The organism is Bradyrhizobium sp. CCGB12 (assembly GCF_024199845.1).
Classification (GTDB): Bacteria; Pseudomonadota; Alphaproteobacteria; order Rhizobiales; family Xanthobacteraceae; genus Bradyrhizobium.
The window spans coordinates 7,911,587-7,936,218 of the sequence record NZ_JANADO010000001.1 but is presented as its reverse complement, the minus strand read 5'-3'; the positions used below and the strand labels follow the sequence as shown (position 1 = coordinate 7,936,218).

19 protein-coding genes are annotated in these 24,632 nt (G+C 65.5%); 4 read left to right on the top strand and 15 right to left on the bottom strand.

The window, feature by feature from the left end; all coding sequences use genetic code 11:
- Positions 1-301 precede the first annotated feature (301 nt).
- From NLM27_RS36325 to NLM27_RS36310, 4 genes are all read right to left on the bottom strand, one after another.
- A complete protein-coding gene (locus tag NLM27_RS36325) occupies positions 302-2,383 on the bottom strand; it encodes a methyl-accepting chemotaxis protein (RefSeq protein WP_254147835.1) in 2,082 nt (693 codons plus the stop codon).
- A 121-nt stretch (positions 2,384-2,504) separates the two neighbouring features.
- Positions 2,505-3,275, bottom strand: coding sequence for an enoyl-CoA hydratase (locus NLM27_RS36320; RefSeq protein ID WP_254147834.1), 771 nt, complete (start codon positions 3,273-3,275; stop codon positions 2,505-2,507).
- Positions 3,272-3,721 (bottom strand): MarR family winged helix-turn-helix transcriptional regulator, encoded by a 450-nt coding sequence (locus NLM27_RS36315; RefSeq protein WP_254147833.1) that lies wholly within the window; start codon positions 3,719-3,721, stop codon positions 3,272-3,274. Before NLM27_RS36315 ends, NLM27_RS36320 begins: the two co-directional genes overlap by 4 nt.
- 43 nt (positions 3,722-3,764) lie before the next feature.
- Positions 3,765-4,424 (bottom strand): TetR/AcrR family transcriptional regulator, encoded by a 660-nt coding sequence (locus tag NLM27_RS36310; RefSeq protein ID WP_254147832.1) that lies wholly within the window; start codon positions 4,422-4,424, stop codon positions 3,765-3,767.
- Between the two features lie 90 nt (positions 4,425-4,514).
- Here NLM27_RS36310 and NLM27_RS36305 point away from each other — a divergent pair, with 90 nt between their 5' ends.
- Together NLM27_RS36305 and NLM27_RS36300 are read left to right on the top strand one after the other, a co-directional pair.
- A complete protein-coding gene (locus NLM27_RS36305; RefSeq protein WP_254147831.1) occupies positions 4,515-5,771 on the top strand; it encodes an HlyD family secretion protein in 1,257 nt (418 codons plus the stop codon).
- On the top strand, positions 5,719-7,338 hold the full coding sequence (locus tag NLM27_RS36300; protein WP_256570061.1) for an MDR family MFS transporter: 1,620 nt from the start codon (positions 5,719-5,721) through the stop codon (positions 7,336-7,338). The genes NLM27_RS36305 and NLM27_RS36300 overlap by 53 nt, the downstream gene beginning before the upstream one ends.
- Before the next feature lie 153 nt (positions 7,339-7,491).
- On the opposite strand, the gene NLM27_RS36295 is transcribed toward NLM27_RS36300, so the two are convergent.
- The 9 genes from NLM27_RS36295 to NLM27_RS36255 form a co-directional block, all read right to left on the bottom strand.
- Positions 7,492-9,108: a tannase/feruloyl esterase family alpha/beta hydrolase gene (locus tag NLM27_RS36295; protein WP_375142300.1), complete on the bottom strand. Its 1,617-nt coding sequence runs from the start codon at positions 9,106-9,108 to the stop codon at positions 7,492-7,494.
- 144 nt (positions 9,109-9,252) lie between these two features.
- A complete protein-coding gene (locus tag NLM27_RS36290; RefSeq protein ID WP_254147829.1) occupies positions 9,253-10,707 on the bottom strand; it encodes a GntP family permease in 1,455 nt (484 codons plus the stop codon).
- Between the two features lie 2 nt (positions 10,708-10,709).
- Complete coding sequence (locus NLM27_RS36285) at positions 10,710-11,729, bottom strand: patatin-like phospholipase family protein (protein WP_254147828.1); 1,020 nt, start codon at positions 11,727-11,729, stop codon at positions 10,710-10,712.
- 110 nt (positions 11,730-11,839) lie between these two features.
- Positions 11,840-13,084, bottom strand: a complete 1,245-nt coding sequence (gene serA / locus NLM27_RS36280) for a phosphoglycerate dehydrogenase (RefSeq protein WP_254147827.1) — start codon at positions 13,082-13,084, stop codon at positions 11,840-11,842.
- A 275-nt stretch (positions 13,085-13,359) separates the two neighbouring features.
- Positions 13,360-14,592, bottom strand: coding sequence for a rhodanese-like domain-containing protein (locus NLM27_RS36275; protein WP_254147826.1), 1,233 nt, complete (start codon positions 14,590-14,592; stop codon positions 13,360-13,362).
- A 107-nt stretch (positions 14,593-14,699) separates the two neighbouring features.
- Entirely contained in the window at positions 14,700-15,989 is a 1,290-nt protein-coding gene (locus NLM27_RS36270; RefSeq protein ID WP_254147825.1) for a DUF1963 domain-containing protein, read from the bottom strand.
- 144 nt (positions 15,990-16,133) lie between these two features.
- The gene (locus tag NLM27_RS36265) at positions 16,134-17,327 is read right to left on the bottom strand and encodes a PepSY domain-containing protein (RefSeq protein WP_254149017.1); all 1,194 of its coding nucleotides are present in this window, start codon (positions 17,325-17,327) and stop codon (positions 16,134-16,136) included.
- A 38-nt stretch (positions 17,328-17,365) separates the two neighbouring features.
- The gene (locus tag NLM27_RS36260) at positions 17,366-19,690 is read right to left on the bottom strand and encodes a TonB-dependent siderophore receptor (protein ID WP_254147824.1); all 2,325 of its coding nucleotides are present in this window, start codon (positions 19,688-19,690) and stop codon (positions 17,366-17,368) included.
- A gap of 212 nt (positions 19,691-19,902) precedes the next feature.
- Positions 19,903-20,787: a dihydrodipicolinate synthase family protein gene (locus NLM27_RS36255; protein WP_254147823.1), complete on the bottom strand. Its 885-nt coding sequence runs from the start codon at positions 20,785-20,787 to the stop codon at positions 19,903-19,905.
- Positions 20,788-20,967: 180 nt separating this feature from the next.
- On the opposite strand from NLM27_RS36255, the gene NLM27_RS36250 reads away from it, so the two are divergent.
- Together NLM27_RS36250 and NLM27_RS36245 are read left to right on the top strand one after the other, a co-directional pair.
- A complete protein-coding gene (locus tag NLM27_RS36250; protein WP_254147822.1) occupies positions 20,968-22,380 on the top strand; it encodes an FAD-binding oxidoreductase in 1,413 nt (470 codons plus the stop codon).
- Positions 22,381-22,388: 8 nt separating this feature from the next.
- Entirely contained in the window at positions 22,389-23,069 is a 681-nt protein-coding gene (locus NLM27_RS36245) for a GntR family transcriptional regulator (protein WP_254147821.1), read from the top strand.
- A 316-nt stretch (positions 23,070-23,385) separates the two neighbouring features.
- Here the strand turns inward: NLM27_RS36245 and NLM27_RS36240 are convergent, their stop codons facing one another.
- Together NLM27_RS36240 and NLM27_RS36235 are read right to left on the bottom strand one after the other, a co-directional pair.
- The gene (locus NLM27_RS36240; RefSeq protein ID WP_254147820.1) at positions 23,386-24,330 is read right to left on the bottom strand and encodes a DMT family transporter; all 945 of its coding nucleotides are present in this window, start codon (positions 24,328-24,330) and stop codon (positions 23,386-23,388) included.
- Between the two features lie 68 nt (positions 24,331-24,398).
- Entirely contained in the window at positions 24,399-24,584 is a 186-nt protein-coding gene (locus tag NLM27_RS36235; RefSeq protein WP_254147819.1) for a hypothetical protein, read from the bottom strand.
- Between the last annotated feature and the right edge of the window lie 48 nt (positions 24,585-24,632).

Sequence of the window (24,632 nt, the reverse complement as noted above, 5' to 3'; positions counted from 1 at the left end):
GAGCGAGGCGCCACAGATGTACCCGCCGCACGGACCGGCGGCAATGCCCGCGCGACGTGGGATGAAGAACTGAGGGAGACGACGCGGGGCTATCGCATATGAAGCAAAGACGTGGCGCGAAGCTCGCCTGCGGCCATCCTTCGAGACGCCTGCCTGCGGCGGGCCCTCAGGATGAGGTCTCGTTTCGTGGCAAAATAGAGGACCCTCATGGTGAGGAGCCCGCCAAAGCGGGCGTCTCGAACCATGCAGGCCAAGCTCGTCCGGCAACTTCTCAGCTGCCATATGCGATGACCCTTGGAGACTAAGCGGTCTTCACCGCTCCCAAGAAGCCCTCGACCGCGACGCGGAGACGATCGGCGTCGGTCGACATCTTCTTGACGGAGTCCGACAGCACCGTACCGGCGTTGCCGGTCTCCTGGTTGAGCCTGGCGACGCTGCCGATGGTGTCGGTGACCTCGCGGGTGCCCTGCGCGGCCTGCTGGAAGTTGCGCGAGATCTCGGTGGTGGCCGCGCGCTGCTCCTCGACGGCGGCGGCAATCGCGGTCATCTTCTCGTCGATGCCGCTGATGGCGCCACCGATCGCGCGGATGGCGGTAACGGCCTGGCCGGTGGCACCCTGGATTTCCGCGACCTGGCGCGAGATCTCTTCCGTCGCCGTCGCCGTCTGTGCCGCGAGACTCTTGACCTCGCCGGCGACCACGGCAAAGCCGCGGCCGGCCTCGCCCGCGCGTGCGGCCTCGATCGTGGCGTTCAATGCCAAGAGGTTGGTCTGGCCGGCGATGGCGTTGATCATCTTGACGACCTCGCCGATCCGACTTGCGGTCTGGTCAAGGATCTCCACAGTCGCGTTGGTCTGCTCGGCCTGCGCTACGGCCTCGCGGGCCTCGCGCGCGCTCGACTGCACCTGCGCGGAGATCTCGCCGACGGATGCGGAGAGCTCCTCGGTCGCCGCCGCAATGGTCTCGAGATTGTTGGTGGCCTGCTCGGCCGCGGAGGACACCGCCGCGGTCTGGCTGCTCGATTCCGAAACCAGCGAGCGCACGTCGGTCGCGGTGGCATCGAGCTCCCTCGTCGAGGTCGCCACGCTGTGAATGACGGCCTGCACGGCATCGTCGAAGCTGCGGCAGGCGGCATCGACGGTGCCGGAGCGGGCGAGCTGAAGCGCCTGCTGCGATTCGCGCTCCTGGCCCAGCCGTTCCGCGGTCGCCGCGCTCTCGCGCAGGCTTTCGAGCGCGGCGGCCATGGTGCCGAACTCGTCGGGATGGCGCGATTGCGGAACCGGCGTCGCATAGTCGCGCGCGCCGATGCGGGCGATGGCGTCGAGAATGGCACGCACCGGGCGCATGAGGCGATTGCGCACCACGAACACACCGGCCAGGGTCACGGCCAGCGCGAGCAGGAACGCGAGCGACTGCACGATGAGATTGGTGAGGGCTTTCTCCTGAACCGTCTCCGCGCGCGCGATCGACTGGTCGAGGGCCTTGTTCGCGACGGCGACGATGGACGCGAACGGCGACTGGCACAGTGCGTTCCATTCCGAGGCGGGCATCGCCGGACGGCCGCTGCCGTCGAAGTTCTTGGTGAGATCGCCGATCTGCTTGAGGACGCCGTCGGTCTTGGCGCGCGCCTCCTTGGCCGTGTTGACGAGGTCTGCCGTCACATCAGGCGCAGCCAGCAACTCCTCCATGCCGGTCCAGCCGGCGGTGACGATGCCGTTCCAGCCGGCCACGGTCTGCTTCTGGGCCTCGTCGAGCGGCTTGGAGCTGTTGACGTTCGGGCGCAGGGTCGAGCACTGGATGCCGTAGCGGTCGCGCACCTGCCAGGCGAGGCGGCGGGTCTGAATCATGCGGGCGATGAAGGGATCGTTCATCCAGGCACGGTTCGACACCGCGGTGGACGCGAGATTGGCGCTTTCGATCACCTTGGTGACGGCATCGTACCAGGGCGCAGTGCGCTCCATCTTGCGTTCGGCACGCGGGTGCTTGGCTTCGTCGTAGAACAGCTGGAACTTCGGCGCGGCCTCGCTCCAGCGCTGCTTCAGCGTGCTTGCGAGCTCGTCGCGCCGGGCGAATTCGACGGTGGCGAGTGCTGCGATGATGGCGTCAAAGCCGGCCTGCTCTGCCTTCTCGGCGACGCCGAGCTTGGCGCGCGGATCGTCCTCGCCGAGCAGCGCGCTCTGGGCATCGCCGCGATTGTTGCGCAGCGCGAGCACGCCCTGGAAGATCGCCTTGTCGGCATTCGCGAGCCGTTCGGTCTCCAGACTGTCGCTGTAGCGGCCGAAGGCCCCGAACATCTGGATCGCCGTGCTGGTCAACGCCCCCACCGCCAACAGGGCCATCAAGGCCAGGAGAAGCGTGCTTACCGATTTCTTAAAAATGGACATGGGTCGGAAGGCCTACTCGTCACAAGGTGGCCACCTTGCCTCGCCACATGCCAATGTTTGGTTAAAACTTTAATCAAACACCTGCGGTTGTGCCCGCGGCGCTGCGGGCGGCCGCGTCTCCTCACGCGACCTTGGTGAAATCCGGCGGCCGACGCTCGGCAAAGGCGGTGAACGCCTCGCGCGCCTCGGCGGTGCGCAGGCGCTGCGCGAACTGCTCGCCTTCGGCCTGCATCTGCTGAACCAGCGCCTCGCCATTGCGCATCAGCTTCTTGGTGGCCGTGAGCGCCCCGGCTGGCTGGCGGGCGAGACGCTGGGCGAGCGCGAGCGCCTCGGCGTCGAGCTTGTCGAGCGACACGACGCGGTTGGCAAGGCCCCATTGCAGCGCGGCCTGCGCCGGCACGGTCTCGCCGAGCGCGAACATCTCGTAGGCGCGGGCGTAACCGATACGCGCCGGCATCAACAGGCTGGAGGCGGCTTCCGGTACCAGCGCGAGGCTGACGAAGGGCGTCGACAGTTGCGCGTCGTCGGCGAGCACGACGAGATCGCAATGCAGCAGCATCGTGGTGCCGACGCCGACGGCGCGGCCCTGCACGGCCGCGACCAGCGGCCGGGTGCAGCGCGCCAGCGACTGGATGAAGCGCACGACGTTGCGGCTGCCCTCCGACTTGCCCGCGGCGACGGCGGCGAATTCGCCGACGTCGTTACCGGCGGTGAACATGTCGCCCTCGCCTCGGATCAGGATCACGCGGGTCGACGGATCGAACTCGGCGGATTCGATTGCGTCGGCGAGCTTGCCGTACATCGCATCCGTGAGCGCGTTCTTCTTGTCGGGGCGCGCCAGTGTCAGCGTGAGAATTCCGCCGTTGCTCTCGATCCGGACGTGCTCGGTCATTCGTCTGCTCCTCTTGGAAACTTGTCCTGTATGCTCATCAGCCAGCGCGCGACGATGTCGATCTCCGCACTGGTGAAACCTTCCGTCAGCGCCGCGTTGACGTCCGCAGCATTGGCTTTCGCCTGCGCCAGCGCGGTGCGTCCCTTCGACGTCAGCCAGATCCGCCAGACGCGTCCGTCGTCACGGTCGGCCCGCCGCTCGATCAGTTTTGCGGCTGCGGTGCGGTCGACGAGGCCGGAAATGCCGGCCGGGCCCAGATCGAGCGCCGCGCCCGCCTCGCCCATCAGCACGCCGTCCTTTCGGCCGAGGATGAACAATAGCCCGGCCTGCGCCGGCGTCACCTCGCTCTCGGGCCGGGCCGCCATCCAGCGCTGCAACCGGCGCTGCGCAACGCTCAGCAGATAGACCAGCCGGTGGTGCCGCGCTGCGGCGTCGTTATTTCGCATGCGAAGTATTTAGTTGGGGCGAGGAACATTGTCAACAAGGCCGCTACTCCCGTGCTACGCGGCAGCCGTGCAGGAACAGGGCCGCGCAGGTATGCACGCGGCGCTCGATCTGCTTGCCCGACGGCAGCGGCATTCCGCCATAGATCGCGGCCCGCTGCGGCGCCGACGCGACCATGCCGATCAGCATGCCGGCGGCCTCGTCCGCGTCCTCGATTGCGATAAGGCTCTTCTTCACCTGGACGCGGAGCCAGCGCGCGAGCGTGGTGGCGGTGCGCGAGATGCCGTTCTTGTAGAAGTTTGCAGCAAGATAGGGGAACGCGGCCGATTCCTGGAGCACCATGCGCTGCAACGCCACGACCTCCGGATCGAGCGCGAGCTCGGCACAGGCGAGCAGCGCGGCACGGAGGCCCGTCTCGATATCGACATCGCCGCTTGCCTGAAGATCGACGGCAGAGAGCAACCGTTCGAGCCTGTCGACGCACATTGCCTCGAACAGCGCCGCTTTGCCCGGAAACAGACGATACAGCGTCTTGGTCGAGATTCCGGCGCTGCGCGCCAGCGCTTCCGTGCTGGTCGCGGCATAACCCTCGACTGCGAAGGCGTGGCGCGCGGCGTCGAAGACTAGTCTCTTCGTCTCCTCGTCGCTGCGGACCGGTGGCCGGCCGCGCGGACGGGTTTCACCTGATGGTTTTGCCTGAGCCATGTCTTTAAATGATGCCTGTCATTCCATTGACAATTCCAAAGCTAATCTCATTTTGGAAATCGTCAAGTTTCCTAATTCAGGGAGCCGGCCATGACCGTGCACACCGACCCGTCCAAGACCGAAGCCATCGCGGTTCCTTCCCATGCGTTGGAGGGCGCTCTGCCCGCCCCGCCGGCTCTGGCCCGCACCAAAAAGCTCAACTTCCGCAAGCTGCTGCTGGTAGGCGTCGCGGCCGCCGCGCTAGCCGGTGCGAGCTGGTACGGCTACGACTACTGGACCGTGGGCCGCTTCCTCGTCTCCACCGATGACGCCTATGTGAAGGCCGACAACACCACCATCGCGCCAAAGGTCAGCGGCTACCTCGACCGGGTCCTGGTCGGCGATAACGAGCATGTGAAGGCCGGCCAGATCCTCGCCAGGATCGACGATCGCGACTTCCGCGTCGCGCTGGACCAGACCAGAGCTGATGTCGCCGCCGCGAACGCGACGGTGACGAGCAAGGAAGCACAGCTCGACGTTCAGGAAGCCGTGATCGCCGCGGCGAGAGCGACCATCGATGTCGACAATGCCGCGAAGGTCTTCGCCCAGCAGGAGAACAAGCGCTACACCGACCTCGCCAAGACCGGCTATGGCAGCGTCCAGAACGCACAACAGGCGCAGGCGCGCGACGCCGGTGCGGACGCGGCGATCCAGCGCGACACCGCCAATCTCGCCTCCGCCCTGAAGCAGGTCGAACTGCTGAAGGCCGAGATATTGCAAGCCAAAGCCGCCGCCGCGCGCGCGGCCGCGCTCCAGCGTCAGGCCGAGCTCAATCTCGGCTACACCACGATCGTCTCGCCGATCGACGGCGTGGTCGGCAACCGCACGCTGCGCATCGGCCAGTACGTGCAGGCGGGCACGCAGCTGATGTCGATCGTGCCGACCGATGGCGCCTATGTCGTCGCCAATTTCAAGGAGACGCAGCTCACCCATGTGCGCGCCGGGCAAGAGGTCGAGCTCGAGGTTGACACCTTCCCGGGCCAAATCGTGCACGGCCACGTCGATTCCATCGCGCCGGCCAGCGGCCAGGAGTTCGCCCTGCTGCCTCCGGACAATGCCACCGGCAACTTTACCAAGATCGTGCAGCGCATCCCCGTGAAGATCGCGCTGGACGCCGAGACCGCGCCCGCGATCGCGCTGCGGCCCGGCATGTCCGTGATCCCGACGATCGCAACCCGTTCAGCGCCGGCCGCGCATGCGGCAACGACGCCCCGAGCAACTTCAAGGGCAAAGCTGGTTTACGGAGGGTCGTGCCATGTCAAACAGCCTCTCACTTTCGACGTCCGCGACATCGGCCGCGACGCCTGAGCGCACCGCAGCCGATCCCAACCGCGCCAGCGCCACGATCTGGATCGCCGTGTTTGCGGCGATGATCGGCGCCTTCATGGCCATCCTGAACATCCAGATCACCAACGCCTCGCTGCTCAACATCGAGGGCGGCATCGGCACCGGCGCCGACAACGGATCCTGGATCTCGACCTCCTACCTGATCGGCGAGATCATCGTGATCCCGCTGACGGACTATTTGTCGCGCGTATTTTCGTTCCGCAACATCATGCTGAGCTTCGCGACGCTGTTTGCGGCATTTTCCGTCGCCTGCGCCTTCACGCATGATCTGCCCTCGATGATCGCGATGCGTGGCTTCCAGGGCTTCTTCGGCGGCGTGCTGATCCCGATGGCTTTCACGCTGGTCTTCACCAAGCTGCCCAGGGGCCAGCAACCGATCGGCCTTGCGATGTTCTCGCTTGCCGTGACGGTCGCGCCGGCGATCGGGCCGACCATCGGCGGCTATCTCACCGAGAACTACGGCTGGCAGACCATCTTCTTCGTCAACGTCCTGCCCACGGCGATCATGGTGGCCATCCTGTTCCTCACCCTGGAGCGCGCCCCGATGAACCTCGGGCTGCTGCGCGAAGGGGATTGGTTCGGCATCGCAACCATGGCGGTGGGCCTTGCCTCGCTCCAGGCCGTGCTCGAGGAGGGCAACAAGGACGACTGGCTCGGCTCGCCCTTCATCGTACGGCTCGCCATTATCGCGGCCGTCAGCCTGTCGCTGTTCATCTATAACGAGCTCACAGTCGAGAAGCCGCTGCTGCGCCTGCGACTGCTGACGCAGTGGAACTTCGGCGTCGGCACGATCGCCGCGGTTTTTCTCGGCTTCGCACTGTTCGGCTCGGTCTATCTGCTGCCCGCCTATCTCGGCCAGGTGCAGGGCTACAACGCCGAGCAGATCGGCAATGTGCTGGCCTGGACCGGCCTGCCGCAGCTTCTGCTGATCCCGCTGGTGCCGAAGCTGATGCAGCGGTTCGATGCCCGCTACATCGCGACGATCGGCCTGCTGCTGTTCGCCGCCAGCTCGTTCATGAACATCCAAATGTCGCTCGACTATTCCGGCGACCAGTTCTTCGTCCCGAACGTTGTGCGCGCGATCGGCCAGGCACTGACGCTGGCGCCGCTGTCAGCGCTCAGCCTCGGCAGCGTCGCGCCGCAGGATGCGCCGGCCGCCTCCGGCATCTCCAACATGATGCGCAACCTCGGCGGTGCCATAGGCACTGCGGTGCTCGCAACCATCGTGACCAAGCGCGAGCAATTCCACTCCAACATCATCGGCCATTCGGTCACGCTCGGCCGCGAGGAGGTCCGCGCCCGCATTGCGCAGATGACCGATTACTTCATGGCCCACGGCGTGCCCGATCCCAACGCCGCACGCGAGCAAGCCATCATCGCGCTCGGCAAGACAGTCAAGCGCCAGGCGCTGGTGATGGGCTATTCCGACACCTTTGCCGTGATCGGCGTGGTGTTGGTGCTCGCAGCGATCGCGGTGCTGCTGACGCGAAGGGTGAAGGCAGCGGGCGGCGGGGGTGGTGCGCATTAGGCTATTCTCCCTCTCCCCGTTCTTACGGGGAGAGGGCTGGGGTGAGGGGCCTCTCTCCGCGGGTGAGATGCATCGAAAGACCTGTACCCCCTCACCCGGATTGCATCTTCGATGCAATCCGGCCTCTCCCCGCAAGCGGGGAGAGGCAAAGGGTCACGGTGCGCAGGTAAAGCTCGACGCCTCCGTCACCGCACCCGCCTTGTAGTGCGGCCAGGCCGGCCAGCGGCACAGCGGCAGCGCGCGCAGCGTCGCGAACGAGGGCGCCTCGACCTTCTGCTCGGTGACTTCGAGATCTCCGGGCGCCTTGCTCTTCTCGACCCAGTCGACCAGCACGCTCAGCATGTCGACATTGGCCGGCGCGCCGGAGCCGACATGGTCGACACCGGGCGCGGTGTAGAGCCGTGCGAACTCGGCGGTCTCGGCCTTGCCGAGCTTGCGCTCGACGCTCTCGAAATAACGGATGCCGGCATAGGGGCTCTGCGCGTAATCCGCCATGTGCTCGAGCATGATCAGCCGGCCTCCACGGCCGCGGAAGCGGCTGAGATCGGGATCGGTCGAATCCATCAGCTTCGAGACCTCGAGCAGCCGCGCCTTGTGCTCCTCCACCTTGTAGGTGGTGACGTCGAGCTTTGGATCGCGCGCAAACACGTATTGAATGCCGCCGGCGCCGTAGATCCAGGCGATGCCGTTGTTGGGCGCGGGCGGCTGCGCCGGCGGCGCGGTGCCGAGCCACCAGGCAACCCAGCCGCCGGTCGGCCCGATCGCCGGCGTGTCCTCGCCGGAGATGCCCCAACCCGGATAGTCGTCGAGACCATTGGCGAGCGCGAACGGGAATTTGTAGGTCCCGTGCAGCGTGTTGATTGCCTTGATCTGCGCGTCGGTGAGGCATCGATCGCCGCTCTGGCCCGCCGCGCAGCGCAGCGTCTCGACCTTGAACGCCGCCTTGCAGGCCACAGGATCCTGCACCAGCGCATCATCGGAGCCGTCGGCCTTGTCGCATGCCGCGCGCACCGCGTCGCCCACGAGCTTGACCTGCGCCGGATTGATCCAGCCCTCGCCCATGGTCACGAGCCCCGAGCGCGTACCGGCATGCTGCAGGCCGACCCAGTTGATCACGGGCACGCGGGCGAAGATGCCGTCGAAATCGTCGGGATAGCGCTGCGCCATGGTGAGACCTTCACGGCCGCCCTCGGACGAGCCCATGAAGTACATCTTGTCCGGCTTCTTGCCGTAGGCGCGCTCCATCAGCGCGACGGCGGCGTCGCGTACCTTCTTGTAGGCGCGATGAGCAAAGTTCTCGAACGCCTCGTCGTTGAGCGCGAACACCTGCGGCGGTTCGCCCTGCTTGGTCTCGTGACCGGAATCGGTGCCATAGGTCACGAAGCCGCGCGCCAGCGGCGACGGCTTGTCGAAGGGATAGGCCGGCGGCAGCGCAAGGCCGGTGATCAGCACGCCGTTGAAACCGCCGCCGCCATATTGCAGCGAGCGGCCGTTCCATTCGACGGGGAGATTGACCTGAAATTTGATCGGCGGCGCCTTGGGATCGGCGGCGTCGATGTGTCCGAGCACCTTGCAGAACGCGGGATTGGCCGGCGTGACGCGCCCTGATGGCGTCGGCCCGCGCTCCGCAACGGCAAGCTGCGACGGCGCCTGCAAGGTCGCGGAATCAATCTTCACGGCGTCAGTGCCGCCAACCAGCCCCTTGCAGACGGTGTCCGCATCCTCCGCCAGCGTCGCCGCGGAGGCGGCGCTCACGCCCGTGGCTGTCATTGCACCCACGAGCCATCCACAGACTTTCGCTCTCATTCGCGTCATCGTTTCCCCCCGGTGTCCGCAGCTTTGTTGGATTTGGTCAGTTGGCCGCATTGAACGCAACCTTCGCCACCCCGTCAATCGCTTACGATCGTATTCGGCCTAGAACGAGCCGAACGCGCTGCCCAATGCGATCACGGCCACCAGCGCAAGGAGCGAGGTCACGATGCCCACCATCACGATGTCGAGATAGCTGTCGCGATGCGTCAGGCCGCAGATCGCGAGCAGGCTGACCACCGCACCATTGTGCGGCAGGATGTCCAGCGTTCCCGATCCGATCACCGCCACGCGATGCATCAGCGCAAGGTCGGTGCCGGTGCGCGTTGCAAGCTCGACATAGGTCTGGCCGAGCGCATCGAGGGCGATGGTCAGGCCGCCTGACGCCGACCCGGTCAGCGCAGCCAGGATGTTGGTCGCAACCGCGAGCGAGACCAGCGGGCCGCCTTCGATGGCGAGAACCCAATCGCGCACGATGGTGAATGCCGGCAGCGAGGCGACGACCGCGCCGAACCCGACCAGGCTGGCGACGCTGAACGCCGGCAGGACCGACGCATTGGCCCCGGCATCCATGGTCTGCCGCAACGCCGGCAGGCGCCTCCAGTTCAACACGATGGTCGTGGCGATAGCCGCTGCCAGCGCGACCGCAACCGACCACACGCCCGCGACTGCGGCAAGCGAGGTGCCGCCAAAACGTTGCTCGGCAAGATAGGAGACATCGAGCCTCGGCAGCACCGCGAGCGACATCACGAGATTGACGACGACGACGACGAGCAGCGGCAGGATCGCGCTCGCCACCGGCGACGGTGCGCTGCTACGGTGTCCGCGTCCCAATTCCGCCGGATCGAACTCTCGCGCCGTCGTCGCGCGCTCGCGCACGAACTCGTCGGCCGCCGCACGCTCGGTCGCATCCTCGACGTCATCGCCATAGCCCTCCCCGACGCGCCTGGCTGCAGCTTCGGCGCGACGCAGCCACCACAATCCTGCGCCGAGCATGATGAGCGAGGCGATGATGCCCAGACCCGGCGCGGCAAACGGCGTCGTGCCGAAGAACGGCATCGGGATCGCATTCTGGATCGACGGCGTGCCCGGCAGCGCCGACATGGTGAAGGTCGACGTCCCCAGCACGATGGCCGCCGGGATCAGCCGGCGCGGAATCGCAGCCGCACGAAACAGCGAACGCGCCATGGGGACGATGACGAAGAAGGCGACGAACAGGCTGACGCCGCCATAGGTGACCATTGCGCCGGCGAGCACGACCGCCAGGATCACGCGGCGCTCGCCAAGGCGCTCCGCCATGAAGGCGGCAACCGACGTAACCGCGCCGCTGTCGTCCATCAGCTTTCCGAACACGGCGCCAAGCAGGAAGATCGGGAAGAACTGCGCCAGAAACCCGGCGGCATTCACCATGAAGACCTGCGTGAGGTTGGCAAGCAGCGGCTCGCCACCGAACAGCGCGGCCACCAGCGCGGCAAACGGCGCGAGCAGGAGCACGCTCCAGCCGCGAAAGGCGAACAGGACGAGCAGACCGAGCCCGACGAGGAGGCCGAGAAGACCCATTCTCAGCACTCCGACAGGAGCACGTCGAGATCGGCGGTCGATTGCCTGCCGATATCGGCACCATGCTCGCCGAGAAACGCCTCGGCCGCCATGCGTCCCTCCGCGCGCAGCATCGAAACGAACTCCCACTCCGCGTTGAGCTTGGACGAGGCGCCGAACTTCGCCAACATGTCGCTCTTGACCCGGTGCGTCCGCATCTTCGCCCAGCGCGCCCCTTCGCCGCTGCCGGGATCGGCGGCCTGCCGCAGCAACGCGATCATGCGCAGCTCTTTCATCAGGGGCGAGTTGAAGGAGATCTCATTGAGGCGGTTGAGGATCTCCGCAGCCGTCCGCGGTTCCTCCGGTCGCTCGGTCGGATTGATCTGGACGAGAATGGTGTCGTGCGCGTCGCTCTCGCGGACCAGCGGCGTGATCGTCGGGTTGCCGGCGAAGCCGCCGTCCCAATAAGGCTCGCCGTCGATCTCGATTGCGCGGAACATGGTCGGCAGGCAAGCCGATGCCAGCAACACATCCGCCGTAATCTCGGCGTTACGGAAAATGCGGCCTCGGCCGGTGCGGACTCGCGTCGCAGTGATGAACAACTGGATCGGCGAGCGCGCCAGCCGTTCGAAATCGATGCTCTCGGCCAGCACTGCGCGCAGCGGATTATAGCCCATCGGATTGAGATCGTAAGGCGACAGCACGCGCGACATCAAATCGGTGAGGATGTAGAAGGGCGACGTATCGAGCGTCCAGCGTCCCATCAGCCGGTCGAGCGGCGAGCGCTGGAGCGGGCTGAAGGCCGCGGCCTTCGAGACGCGGCGCCAGTATTGTTCAAGCGCATCGCGCGCACCCTCGGCGCCGCCACCCGTCCAGCCATCGGCCAGCACCGCCGCATTCATCGCGCCTGCCGACGTTCCGGAGATCGCGGCGATCGTGAGCCATTTCTCTTCGAGCAGGCGATCGAGCACGCCCCAGGAAAAGGCGCCGTGCGAACCGCCGCCCTGAAGCGCGAGATCGATGAGTACGGCGTCTCGTTCCATGGCGCCACCCACGCAACTGAAACTCAAATTCGACGCGATTTGTAGCACGCCGAGTATGACAGCAGTGTAGAGAGCCGCGGCCGCGGATTGCAACCGGAACGTGGAGCGGGCTAGTGCTCGAATACCAGCCTTGCGCCAACGGTACCTTCGAGGGTGCGGATCTGCTCAAGCAGCGCGCCTGAATCCTGGCCTGCGAGATCGGCATCGAGCACGACATAGCCGAGGTCGCCCGCGGTCTCCAGATATTGCGCGGCGATGTTGATGTCGCGCTGGAGGAAGACCTCGTTTAGGCGCCGCAGCATGCCGGGCACATTGCGATGGACATGACTGAAGCGCGCGCCGGAGGGGCGAAGATGCAGCTGCACCTCCGGAAAATTCACCGCGCCCATGGTCGATCCCGTGATGAAGTAGTCGACCAGCTTGCGCGCCACCTCGCCGCCGATGCGCTCCTGCGCCTCCTCGGTCGAGCCGCCGATATGCGGGGTGAGGATGACGTTCTCGAGGCCCTGCACCGGGCTGTTGAAGCGATCCGCGTTCGAGGACGGCTCGACCGGGAACACGTCGACGGCCGCGCCGGCGAGATGGCCGTCGCGCAAGGCACGCGCGAGCGCATCGAGATCGACCACGGTGCCGCGGCTGTTGTTGATCAGGAACGAGCCCGGCTTCATCGCCCGCAGCTCCTTCTCACCGATCATGCCTGATGTCTCCGGCGTCTCCGGCACGTGCAGGCTGACGACGTCGCTCTGCGCCAGCAGCTCCTCCAGTTTCTCGACTGGCTCGGTGTTTCCGTGGCGAAGCTTGTCGGTGCGGTCGAAATAGATCACGCGCATGCCCATGGCTTCGGCGAGCGTCGAGAGCTGCGAGCCGATATTGCCGTAGCCGACGATGCCGAGCGTGCGGCCGCGCACCTCGCGGCTGCCGGTCGCCGACTTGTCCCAGCCGCCCTCATGCGCCGACACCGAGCGCGGAAAGATCCGCCGCAGCAGCATCACGATCTCGCCGATCACGAGCTCGGCAACGCTGCGGGTGTTGGAGAACGGCGCGTTGAACACGGGAACGCCGCGCTTGCGCGCCGCCAACAGATCGACCTGGTTGGTACCGACGCTGAAGCACCCGACCGCAAGAAGCTGATCGGCGGCTCCAAGCACCTCATCGGTAATCTGGGTGCGCGAGCGGATGCCGAGTAGGGAGACGCCCTTGAGCGCCCGCCGCAGCGCCTCGCCGTCCAGCGCCTTGGTCAACCGCTCGACATTGGTGAAGCCCGCGCTTTTGAACAGGTCGACAGCGCTGTCATTGACGCCTTCGAGCAGCAGTGCCTTCGCATTGCGCTCGGGGCTTTGGCCTGGGGCTGGCATAGTGTCTCCGTAAATAGCAGCTTTGCCCGAGCACATAGACCGCGGACGGTACGCGGCACAATAGGGCCTGGATACGGGGAGAAGATGGCGAGATAAGACAGGGACGCACCCTGCTCGATGTCGTCCTGGCGAAGGCCAGGACCCATTACCCCAGGGAGTGGTTGTGGTGCGAGCTGGTGGTTGCCAGTCTTCGCTAAGCTTCTCCCTGGGGTAATGGGTCCTGGATCAGCGCTCGCTACGCTCGCTTGTCCAGGACGACGGGCTGAGGGGTGACCTCAAATCACGTAGAACCCGTGCGTGCCGTCGCGGCGGAGCTGGTCGACCAGACCATACTCCCAGTCGAGATAGGCCTGCATCGCGCCTTCAGTGACGTCGGTGCCTTCATAGGGCCGGCGGTAGCGGTGTGCCGGGTCGGGCTTCGGCAAGGCGCGCGGCGGGCCGATTTCGAGCGGGCCGTCATAGCCGCCTTCGAGCACATAGACCTCCCAGCCCATCTGGGCGAGCCATGATGCGGTCATGTCGGCCCGCACGCCTTTGTCGTCCGTCAGAAGGATGCGTGCCCCGCGCACCGGCGCGGCCATGTCGGTTTCCTGAACGAGCTGGCCGCCGGGATAATGGCGGAAGCCTGAGAGATGGACGGCCGCGTATTCCTCGGGCTCGCGCACGTCGAAGCGATAGAGCGTGCGATCGGTCTGCGCGGCGAGCGCCGCCATCTCGCTCGCGCCGATATGACGAACACCGGCGCGATAGGCGACGTCGCGGGCATTGGCCGGGCCGCCCTCGAACGGCCCGATTGCGCCGCGCCGGTCCGCGCCATGGCTGAGCGTGTGCCGCGCCAGCGTCCAGCCGATGGTACCGTTGCGTAGCGCGCGCACCTTGTTGGGCACGCCGGCATTGATCAGAGACTGGGTGCCGATGATCGAACGGGTGCGGCCGGCGCAGTTGACGATGATGGTGGTGTCGGGATCGGGCGCGGCATCCCCGGCCCGCAGCACCAGTTCCGCACCGGGCACGCTGACCGAGCCCGGAATGTTCATGGTCGTGTATTCGTCGAAGCGGCGGACGTCGAGGATGGCGATGTTGGCCTTGTCCGCGATCAGTTTTGCCACTTCGTCGGCACTGAACGAGGGCGTGTGCCGCCGTGCCTCGACCAGTTCGCCGAAGGCCTTGGAATAGGAATTGACGTCCTCGAACACCTGATAGCCCGCCGTACGCCAGGCCTTCAGCCCGCCTTCGAGCACGCTGATATTGGTGTAGCCGAGCGCAGACAGCCGTTCGGCACCGGTCGAGACCAGCCCGTCACCCCCATCGTAGAGCACGATCGGCACATTTTTGCGCGGCAGCCTCACTTCCGCTTCGACCGCGATCCGGTCGGCCGCCATGTTGGCGGCGAACAGCGGATGTCCGGTCGCGAACGCCGCCTCGTATCTGAGATCGAGCAGCGCAATCTCCTCGCGCAGCAGCAGGGCGCGGCGGATCTCGGCGGGCGTGACGGAAGAAAGCTTCATGGCGCGGACCTTGAGAGGAGGGCCAGAAGCTTTTGAACCATTGCGGCGGTATTGGCTAGCCATATCGAAGAACAGGACAACCGCAAGTTCAGCGCGCAGTGATCGGGCTAGTCGCATTCGTATGTGGCGACGGCTTGCGAAAAGTCTCGCCGGGCAAGAGCGTCCCGATTGATCCAAAAATGCAGCACACCGCCGACATTGGAGTGCCAATCGAAAAACGCAAGATCACCTTGCATCTGGAGCAACAACATGTCCTCCAAATGCACCTCGGTCGCATCTTGCGGGCCGCTGCCATATCCCAGCATCTGATGAAGCGCCGTGCGGAAACGGCGACGCTTCCCATCTTCCGCCGCCGGCGTCTTCCAGTGATTCTGCCGCACGAGATTCGCAACGTAGCCGGCAGGGGCGTCGTCGCAAGCATCAGCATGTTGGGCCGCCATGCAACGGATCGTGTGGTTGATGGCATTGCCAAGGTCCGCTGCCAGTTCGCCCGTGTATGTGCGTACCTGCCCGTCCATCTTCTTATAGGCCTGCACGACGTCGACCCACCAGGATCTGAAGCTCGCCTTCGTGTCCGAATCGACGTCATCCATCGGGGTCAGCGCCCGACACCGCTCCAGCCATCCGACGGCACCAGCGCGAAGGCGCTTCAATTCCACAGTTGCTTCGTCGGTGAGCGGCTTGCCGTAGTATCCCCGCGTCAGATCGCGTTGGACGTGCCACAATACCGACCGAACCACGTAAGTGATCAGGAGCCAGTTGAAGGGCCAATCCTCGTCCTTCTCGTATTTGGCCGCGCCTCGAAATTGAAGCAGGTCATTGTCCTGCGGCTCCCCCGGACCCAGAGCCTTGCGCAATTCCTCGATCATGCGCTCCCCTCCGACGGCATCGTCGCGGAAATAAAAGTCGCGGAACAGCCGGAAAGAAAGCGGATACTTGAACTCGACCTTGGAATGAAAATCGAGCGCCGGATCGAGCCACTTGACCTGGGCATCGCCGTCGGTGCCTGCCAACGGCATCAAATTTGACGGCGGCGCACGCTCAGGATAGGCGCCGCCCTCGGTCGGACTATAGAGCACACGGCAAGGTGGATGCCCTTCGCCGACGAACACCGAACTGCAAAAGAAATAGAGCGTGCCTCGTTTTGGAAACGGCGACCAACCTGAACCAGGCAATTCGGCCAGGTCAATTTGAGCCACGAACGTAAGCGCAACCGTCTCTAATGTGTCGTTTGCCCTGACTTCCGCCGTCGGCCATTCGAATTGCGGGGGTAGCTTGGGAAGACCGCCGAAAAAGCTTCGCGCCGGGTGAGTAAGGGGCACGGGCAGATCGCTACGTCGGACGAGCACCGCAGGCAGCGCCGTTTCTTCAAGCTCGTCTCGTTCGGACCGCGCCATCAAGCTCCCCCACGACCTTCGCGTGTATCGAACCATTTCGCGAAACCGCAGACAAGTGCCTCTTGTTCACCGCGCGACACGCGGTCGTTGTGCCCCTGCAGTGGACTATTCGGGAGCCGCCGATGGTCGGCTCGGCGCGTCCGCTCACTCGCCCGGAACGAGCCGCCCGAGCGGTGGCTGCGCCGGGCGCCGCAGCTTGCGGCGCGACAGATAGAGCAGGATGCCGGTGACCGAGAACAACGGCATCAGCGCCGCCGCGATCATGAACGCGAGCTTGCCCGGCCAGCCCAGGACGGCGCCGCGGTGAATGTCGAGCACGCTTGCAATGATCTTCTCGCCAAGACTCTTGTCGGCATATCGTTCCGCGGAGACCACCTGCCCGGTGACCGCATCGATGCGGAATTCGTCGCGCGTGGTGTCGAGCGTCGTCTCCTTCCCCCACGACCGGATCCGGATCACCGTGCCGGGGCTCGCCGGCAGCGTCAGCAAGGCCTTCGCGAAGCGGCCGCCCTCCTCGCGCTGGAACGTCGTCCACGCCTGATCGAATCCGATCGGCTGGTCCGGTTCGGGGCGGCCGGCCGCGCGCGCCGGCTTTGCGGACGTCTTGGACTGCATCTTCGCCGCGGCGACATGCGGGCGCGACAGCAGCCAGACGACGCCATCCTTGTACCAGTCGAACGAGTACCAGAGCCCCGTGAGCGTCATCACCAGATAGATCGGCAGGACCCATGTGCCGATGACGGCGTGCAGCGACCGATGCAGGCCGCGGCCGCTGAGCGAAAGATTCGGCTTCAGCCACATCTTCGCGCTGCCGGCGCGACGCGGCCAGCGCAGCACGAGGCCGGAGACCAGCATGACGATCAGGCCGAGCGCGATGACTCCAGTGACCTGACGACCCCAGCCCTTGGCATCACCGGGGATGAGCAGCCAGCGATGCAGCCTGCGCACGGTCGCGAAGAACTCTTCGCCCCGCGGCGAGCCCAGCACGCGCGCGTCATAGGGATCGACATAGAGCGAGGTCGGCCGCGCCCCCTGCTCGTCGCGGCCGAAGCGGACACGCACCGCAGCGCTCGGATCACTCGACAACATGACGGCCGAGACCTTGCCGACATCCTGCGCCGCCTTGAGCCGGGCGACTAGTTCGTCCGGCATCAGCGCCGGTGCGGACCGCGGCGCGACGCGCATGATGCCGGCGTTGAGACGGTCGACGATCTCGTCCTCGAAACTCATGATCGCACCGGTCAGTGCGATCAGGGCAAGCAGCAGCGCGAGCACGAGCCCCGCAATGGAATGGACCTGAAGCAGGGCCGCCTTGATCGCGCGTCGCCCCTCACGCATCGGCGCCGGTCCTTCCGATCCGCGCGCCATGTTCATCGCTAGAACTTCACCGTGGCCGACATCGACACGCGCCGCGCATCGCCGATGGCGACGTTCAGATTGTTGACGGCGGAGGGGTAGTAGACGGTGTCGAACAGGTTCTTGACGTTCAACTGGTAGATCACCGGCGTGTTCTGGTGTTTCGTCTCGTAGGTCGCGAAGATATCGGCGACGATATAGGACGGCAAGAAGAAGGTGTTTATCGAGTCGCCGGGCCGGTCGCCGACATAGCGTGCGCCGCCGCCGAGGCGGAGCCGGCCCGGCAGAGTCGTTCCGAAATCATAGACCAGATAGAGCGAGGCCGTGTTCAGGGCGACGTTTTGCAGCTTCTTGCCGAGCAGCGTCAGATCCTCGGACGCCGTCACCCGCGCATCGGTGTAGCCGTAGCTTCCGATCAGGGCCCAATTGTCGGTGAGCCTGCCTGTGACATCCACTTCGACGCCGCGCGAACGTGCACGGCCGACGGTGTGGAGCTCGACGATGCCCGCGCTGTTGGTCTTCGTCGTCTGCACGTTCTTCTTGTCGAGGTCGTACAGCGCCACGGTGCCGGAAATGCGCTGGTTGACATCGAACTTGAGGCCGGTCTCGTACGACACGCCTTCTTCCGGCGCGACGTTGGAATCGATCACGACGCCGATCGGCGCGATGGTCGAGTTCGGCTTCAGCGATTCGGTGTAACTCGCATAGAGCGAGATCTGGTCGGTGAGCTTCAAGATGGCGCCGCCGAGCGGGAGCACCTTGTCCTGGGATACGTTGGTGTTGGTGACGAAGGGCTTGCCGCGTCCGGCGATCTGATCGTAGTCCATGTAGCGCACGCCGCCGACCAGCGCGAACCGCTCGGTCAGATGCAGCGTGTCCTGGAAGAACAGCGACCACTGGCCGAGCTTGTCGGTCTGCGCGCTGTCGCTGTTCGAGACGGTGGTGCCTGGACCGATCAAGCCGTAGACGGGATTGTAGATATTGATGGCAGGCGTTGCCTGCCGGATCAGATTGTCGCGGTAGATGGTGCGATACTGGCCGTCACCGCCGAACAGCACCTCGTTGCGCATCTCGCCGAGCCAGAAGCCGCCGGAAACGTAGGACGTTCCGTAGCTGGCATTGCTGAGCGAGCCCTGCGTACCGTCATTGCTGCGCGTCTCCGCGCCGGTCGTGAAGTTGATGCCGGTGATGCGGAGCTGGTTCGCGCTGAAGGTTTCGGTGTTGTAGCTGTAGCCAGCGTAGAGCTTCCAATCCTGGTTGAGGCGGTGCTCGACCGAAGCCTGGATCAGGTCGGACGTACCCCAGGTGTTGTTGAAGGGCTCATCCAGCCGCCGCGTGGCGGGCACGGCCAGCGGCGCCTTCGTCACCGGGTTGAACGCAGTGCCGCGGTCGAACGGATAGATGAATTCGCGATGCTCGTAGTTGAGCTGGACCGTGGTGTCCTGGCCGTACCAGGCCAGTGACGGCGCGACCAGCATCTCGCGGTGCCGGCCGAAATTGCGCCAATAGTCCTCGCTGACGCCGTAGCCGATGAAGCGATAGGCAAGCCCCTGATCGCCGATCGGGCCGGTGACGTCGAGCAGGCCGTCGGCGCCGGTTTTCGAGGCACTGAAGGCCGAGCCGAGCAGCGTGACGGAGCCGTGCTGGTAGAGCTCGGGACGTTTGCTGATGGTGTTGACGATGCCGCCTGGGTCCATGATGCCGTAGAGCAGCGATGCCGGTCCCTTCAGCACCTCGACGCTTTCGACGGCGGGATTGAGGCTGCGGCCCTGCACCAGCGGCATGCCGTTGCGCATGATCGAGCCGTCGCGATTGTCGCCGAAGCCGCGGCGGATCACGGCGTCCTGGCTGCCCGCCAGCGTGTTGGTCTGGGTGATGCCGGAGACGTTGATGAGCGCATCGTCGATGTTGCGCGGCAGCTGGTCCTTCAACACCTGCTCGGGCACGACGTTGACCGCCTGCGAGGTGTCGAGCGGCGAAGCCCCGCTGCGCAGCGTGGTCGCGCTCGGCATCGCGCGATAGCCAAGCTTCGCGGCCTGTTGCGCGGCAGCTTCCGCGGCGGCGCGCTCCGAGAGCGTCGGCGCAGCGGGCGCTGGATTGCGATTGCGCTGGCGCGCGGCGATTTGCGCGCGGCGTGGCGACTGGTCGGATGCGCGCGCCGGCCTCGGCCGCTGCACGGGGGCTTCCACCGTCACCGGCGGCAGTGCCGATTGCGCCTGCGCGGTCGTCGTGTTGGAGGGAGATTCGGCGAGCAGCACGGCCGCTCCGATGAGAAGACCTGCACGGCTCTTGCCGGCACGAGTTCGACGGCCGCTGACGCGTTGGCCGTCCAGATGGGCACGCACTTTCGATTCACTTTCAAGTCAGACGCAGCATTGAAGCCGGTGCGTCTAACAGCCACCGCGCGTGAAGAGAACCGCGGGCGGACTTGAATCGCTCCAGTGTTGAATCATTCTAGTCGTTGGTGGGCGCCAATCGGCAATCATCGATTGATTTTGTACCGAGCGCGACACGCAGCGCGCGAATTCACGGCAACGTGTCGCGATTTGGCGCAGCCTCACGCGATGGCGGGGGCCATCAGCTCGTCGAGCTTCCGCTTGAACGCGGCGCCGTCGGACAACGCACGGAGCGGCGGACGCACGCGCAGCCAGCCGGCATCGCCGGTCTGTGCCGCGAGAATCGCCTTCAGCGTCGCGAGGAACGACGGCGTCTTCAGCACAACGTCGACCGCGGCTTGCATGCGCGCCTCGACATCCCTGCCGTCGAGCATGCCCTTGACCAGCTCGGGCACGACATTGGCCATGCCGCAGATGGTGCCGGCGCCGCCGGCGGCGATCGCGCGGGCAATGTCGGCCTCGTTGCCGACGGTGATGGCGAGCTCGGGCGCGGCCTCGCGGAACGCCTGGAACTGCTTGAAGTCGCCGCTGGAGTCCTTGAGGCCCGCAACCAGCTTGCCGTAGCGCCTGCGCAGATTCGCGGCAGCGCTGGTCGGGATCGCAACGCCCGAGACCTGCGGGATGTGATAGAGCGAGGCGCGCAGGCGATCGTCGGCGACGCCATCGATGATCGCGGCAAAGGCATCCTCGATGCCTTCAGGCGTGACGCTGCGGTCGAAGTAGGGCGGCAGCAACAGGACGTGACGCAGGCCGAGGCCGAGAACGGCGCGCGAGAGCGCGATGCTGTCGGTGATGGCGGGGAAGCCGCCGCCGATGCCAATGCGCTCTGCGGGGACGCCGGCCTTGAGCACGGCTTCGATGGTCGCAATGCGCTCGGCGACATTGAACGAAGTGCCCTCGCCGGTGGTGCCGAACAGCACGACGCCGTCGACGCCCTTGCCGAAGAGGTGCTTGGCATGCGCTGCAAGCTTGGCGGAGTCCACACTGCCGCCCGCCGCCAGCGGTGTCGCTGACGCCACCCAGAACCCGCGAACTGCCTCCGTCATCACACCACCCTTTGCTGCGGCTTCGGACTAAGCCTCTGATCCCGAACGATCTTCGGGCCGCCTAGCGAAGCCTTGTTTTTGCTTTACTTTTCATCTTGTACCTTACATACAAGAGAGGCGCAAATCCTTTACACCGTCACGGCGCGCATGAGACGTAGCCGAATCCAGAGGAGGTCTCGCATGAACATGGTGACCCCCGTTGAGCATTCCGACCAGTTGCTCGACGCACTTCGCGACAGGCTCGGTGCGGCCGCCGTGCTGACAGGCAGCGAGGTGCCTGCACGCAATTGCAACGATTGGAGCGCGAGCCTGCCGCAGACGCCGCTGGCGGTGATCCGTCCGCTCGACGCTCAAGGCGTTGCCGATGCGATTACGACCTGCCGGCAGGCACATTTGCCGTTCGTGCCGCAGGGCGGATTGACCGGGCTGTGCCGCGGTGCCTCGCCCGAAGCAGGCTGGGTCGCGATCTCGCTGGAGCGCATGACCGGGATCGAGGAGATCGATCCCGCGTCGGCGACGATGACGGTGAAATCAGGCACGCCGCTGGAGACCATCCAGAAGGCCGCGGACGAAGCCGGCTTCTTCTTCCCGCTCGATCTCGGCTCGCGCGGCTCCTGTGCCATCGGCGGCAATCTCTCGACCAATGCCGGCGGCAATCGCGTGATCCGCTACGGCATGACGCGCGAGCTGGTGCTCGGCTTGGAGGTAGTCCTGCCGGACGGCACCATCATCACCAGCCTCAACAAGCTGATGAAGAACAATGCCGGCTATGATTTGAAGCATCTGTTCATCGGCTCGGAAGGCACGCTCGGCATCATCACCCGCGTGGTGCTGCGGCTGTTCCCGAAGCCGCGCTCGACCATGGCCGCGCTCTGCGCGCTGAAGGATTATGCCGCGGTAGTCGCGCTGCTCGGCGCGTCGCGCAGCGGGCTCGGCCCGCTGCTGTCGGCCTTCGAGGTGATGTGGCCGGACTATTGGGACGTGATCACGACGCGCGCCGGCGTGAAGCCGCCAGTCGCAGCGGGCCATGGCCTCTACGTGCTGGTCGAGGCGCAAGGCACCGACGAGAGCGTCGACGCGCCGCGCTTCCAGAACTGGCTCGAAGAGCTGATGGAGCGCGGGCTGCTGGCGGACGCCGCCGTGGCGCAATCGCTGGCGCAGACGCAGGCGTTCTGGCGCGTGCGCGACATCTGCGCCGAATTCGGCCAGGTGCTGGGGCCGCACATCTCCTACGACATCGGGCTTGCGGTCAAGCGCATGGACGAGTTCGCGACGCGCTGCAAGGCCGCGCTCGCAGGCGGCATCAAGGACTGCGAGAGCGTCTATTACGGCCATATCGGCGACGGCAATCTGCATCTCGTCTCCTGGGTCAGCGGCCTTCCCGTCGAGCAGCAGCCGAAGGAGGAGATGGACGCGATCATCTACGGGCTCGTGCGTGAGCTCGGCGGCAGCGTCTCCGCCGAGCACGGTATCGGCACGCTGAAGAAGAAGTGGCTTGGACACGCGCGCAGCGAACCCGAAATCGCGCTGATGCGGACGCTGAAGGCCGCACTCGATCCCGATCATCTGCTCAACCCCGGCAAGGTGATCTGAGCGCACCGATGCGATCGCTGAAGCTCGATACGCCGAAATCGCTGTCGCAGCGGGTGATGCAGCGGCTGCGGCAGGCGATCATCGACGGTGAGTTCGCGCTCGGCGCTGCCATTTCTGAGGAGATGGTGGCGAACTCCTTCGGCGTCAGCCGCACGCCGGTGCGCGAGGCGATGGGCCAGTTGCAGGCGCAAGGCCTCGTCGTGATCCGGCCGCAGGTCGGCAGCTTCGTGTTCACGCCAAGCGCCGAGGACATCCATGCGCTCTGCACGTTCAGGATCGCGCTGGAGCCCAAGGCCGCCGAACTCGCATTTCATCATGATCGCGACGGCGCGGTCGCGACGATGAGCGAGGCGATCGCAGCAATGGAACCGGCGATCGCGGACAGGGACAACATCGCCTATGGGCGCGCGGATGCCGCCTTTCACGAGGGGCTGTTCTCCCATTGCGGCAACCGCTACCTCGCCGAATCCTATCAGCTCGTCTCGGGCCGCGTCGCCGCGCTCCGTACCAATTTGACCTCGCCGATCGACGTGCGCACCCGTACGTCCTTCGACGAGCATCGCAAGCTGCTCGATTTGTTCGCGCGCGGCGAGCACGCGGCCTTCGAATCGCTGATGACCACGCACATCACCAATTCGGGCGTGGTCTATGCCAAAGCCTTGAAGGTGGAAACACTGGACGTGGAGTAAGGGCGCTTACCGCGCGTCCTTCGATCCCGGCCTATCCAGAAAATCCAGCGCGGTGTTGATCTGTTCGAGCTGGTGCTCGAGCTTGTCGCGGTCTTCGACCGACGGCGCCGTCTCGAGCTGTTCCACGAGCCTCTGCTTCCGCAACAGCAAGTTCTCTATGACCGTGCTCACAATTCCCCCAGCGCCAGAGGCGAAGTTTAAGGCCATGTCGGATCCGGACGCGAGCGCGCGCGACCTGGACCGCATCGACCCTTCATCAGAATGTTCGCGGTAGCCGATGGTTCCTAACGGTGAACCACCGCGCGTTCAGATGGAACTATCGGCGCAGGCTGGCCCAGACGCCCCCCAGGATCAGCAGGCCGCCGAAGAGATGGATCGGCTTCGGCGGCTCACTGAGGATCGCAAAGGACAACAGCGCACTTGCGATCGGCCCGAGATAGAGTACGAGCGAGGTCCGCACCGAACCGAACTTGCCGCCCAGCCAGGCAAAGCCGGCATAGGCGAGCAGGCCGGGAACGATCCCGGCGAAGACGTAGGCCGATAGCGCCTTGGTGCTGAAGACCTGGGCGGGCATCGTCCACATCTCCCAGGCCGCCAGCGGCAGCGAGAACAAGGCACCGGCGGCCGAGAACAGGCTGATGCGTGCAAGCAGCGACGCCTTCGGTGCGGCGCGCGATTGCAGCAGGGTATAGCCGGACCAGCCCAGCATCGCGATCACGACCAGGCCATCGCCCGACGCCGTCTCCAGTTCGAGCAACGTCGCCGGATGGCCACCGGAAATGATAAGCAACGCACCCGATAGCGCGAGTGCCGTACCGAGCCATTGCAGCGTGCCGACATGCTCGATTTCGAGCGCCGCAGAGATCATCAGCACCGTGATCGGCGAGAGCGCCATGATCAGCGCGATGTGGATTGCCGTCGTCGACACGCCCGCGGCATAGACCGGGCCGCCGCACAGGAACATTCCCATGAAGCCGGCGGCGAGGATCGGCCAGATGTTTTTGCCGAGCGGCACGCGGCCTTCCCAGATCTCTTTGAGCGCGATCGGCGCGAGCCCGATGGCGACAATGCTCCAACGGAAGAAGGCGAGCGCAAAGGACGGGACCGAGCCCGCAAGCCCGCGCGCGAGAATCTGATTGGAGGCCTGCGCGGTCGCCACCAGAATGAATCCGATCAGCGCGATCGCGCCGAGCCAGGCGCCTGCGGATGACGCTGTGCCCGCGACCGCACCGCTGCCGCCCTCTGATGTTCCCATGCCCATGGAGTGACCGAATACTCCATGGCCGCTGCGGTGAGAACCCGGATCGCCGCATGCGACGATTGCAGCGCTCAACGGGTCGAAACGAGACCTGCAATCTGCACCGGCCCGACATGGGTGGTTGTGACGGAGACCGAGAACGCCGCAAGCAGCGCGCAGAGCATGCAGAGCCGCATCCGCACCGTCCTGCGATCGGTGATCGGCAGGAGCAGGAAGAACAACATCGCCAGGATCAGCAGCACATCGACCAGAAGCATGGATCTCTCCCTCGAAACTGGCGGAAGCATGTCGCGACAGAGCTAGCT

What these genes read in the sequence shown, in the direction of transcription:
- NLM27_RS36325 (WP_254147835.1), bottom strand. Translation starts at nt 2,383, where the DNA reads ATGTCCATTTTTAAGAAATCGGTAAGCACGCTTCTCCTGGCCTTGATG.
- NLM27_RS36320 (WP_254147834.1), bottom strand. Translation starts at nt 3,275, where the DNA reads ATGACCGAGCACGTCCGGATCGAGAGCAACGGCGGAATTCTCACGCTG.
- NLM27_RS36315 (WP_254147833.1), bottom strand. Translation starts at nt 3,721, where the DNA reads ATGCGAAATAACGACGCCGCAGCGCGGCACCACCGGCTGGTCTATCTG.
- NLM27_RS36310 (WP_254147832.1), bottom strand. Translation starts at nt 4,424, where the DNA reads ATGGCTCAGGCAAAACCATCAGGTGAAACCCGTCCGCGCGGCCGGCCA.
- NLM27_RS36305 (WP_254147831.1), top strand. Translation starts at nt 4,515, where the DNA reads ATGACCGTGCACACCGACCCGTCCAAGACCGAAGCCATCGCGGTTCCT.
- NLM27_RS36300 (WP_256570061.1), top strand. Translation starts at nt 5,719, where the DNA reads ATGTCAAACAGCCTCTCACTTTCGACGTCCGCGACATCGGCCGCGACG.
- NLM27_RS36295 (WP_375142300.1), bottom strand. Translation starts at nt 9,108, where the DNA reads ATGACAGCCACGGGCGTGAGCGCCGCCTCCGCGGCGACGCTGGCGGAG.
- NLM27_RS36290 (WP_254147829.1), bottom strand. Translation starts at nt 10,707, where the DNA reads ATGGGTCTTCTCGGCCTCCTCGTCGGGCTCGGTCTGCTCGTCCTGTTC.
- NLM27_RS36285 (WP_254147828.1), bottom strand. Translation starts at nt 11,729, where the DNA reads ATGGAACGAGACGCCGTACTCATCGATCTCGCGCTTCAGGGCGGCGGT.
- serA (WP_254147827.1), bottom strand. Translation starts at nt 13,084, where the DNA reads ATGCCAGCCCCAGGCCAAAGCCCCGAGCGCAATGCGAAGGCACTGCTG.
- NLM27_RS36275 (WP_254147826.1), bottom strand. Translation starts at nt 14,592, where the DNA reads ATGAAGCTTTCTTCCGTCACGCCCGCCGAGATCCGCCGCGCCCTGCTG.
- NLM27_RS36270 (WP_254147825.1), bottom strand. Translation starts at nt 15,989, where the DNA reads ATGGCGCGGTCCGAACGAGACGAGCTTGAAGAAACGGCGCTGCCTGCG.
- NLM27_RS36265 (WP_254149017.1), bottom strand. Translation starts at nt 17,327, where the DNA reads ATGCGTGAGGGGCGACGCGCGATCAAGGCGGCCCTGCTTCAGGTCCAT.
- NLM27_RS36255 (WP_254147823.1), bottom strand. Translation starts at nt 20,787, where the DNA reads ATGACGGAGGCAGTTCGCGGGTTCTGGGTGGCGTCAGCGACACCGCTG.
- NLM27_RS36250 (WP_254147822.1), top strand. Translation starts at nt 20,968, where the DNA reads ATGAACATGGTGACCCCCGTTGAGCATTCCGACCAGTTGCTCGACGCA.
- NLM27_RS36245 (WP_254147821.1), top strand. Translation starts at nt 22,389, where the DNA reads ATGCGATCGCTGAAGCTCGATACGCCGAAATCGCTGTCGCAGCGGGTG.
- NLM27_RS36240 (WP_254147820.1), bottom strand. Translation starts at nt 24,330, where the DNA reads ATGGGCATGGGAACATCAGAGGGCGGCAGCGGTGCGGTCGCGGGCACA.
- NLM27_RS36235 (WP_254147819.1), bottom strand. Translation starts at nt 24,584, where the DNA reads ATGCTTCTGGTCGATGTGCTGCTGATCCTGGCGATGTTGTTCTTCCTG.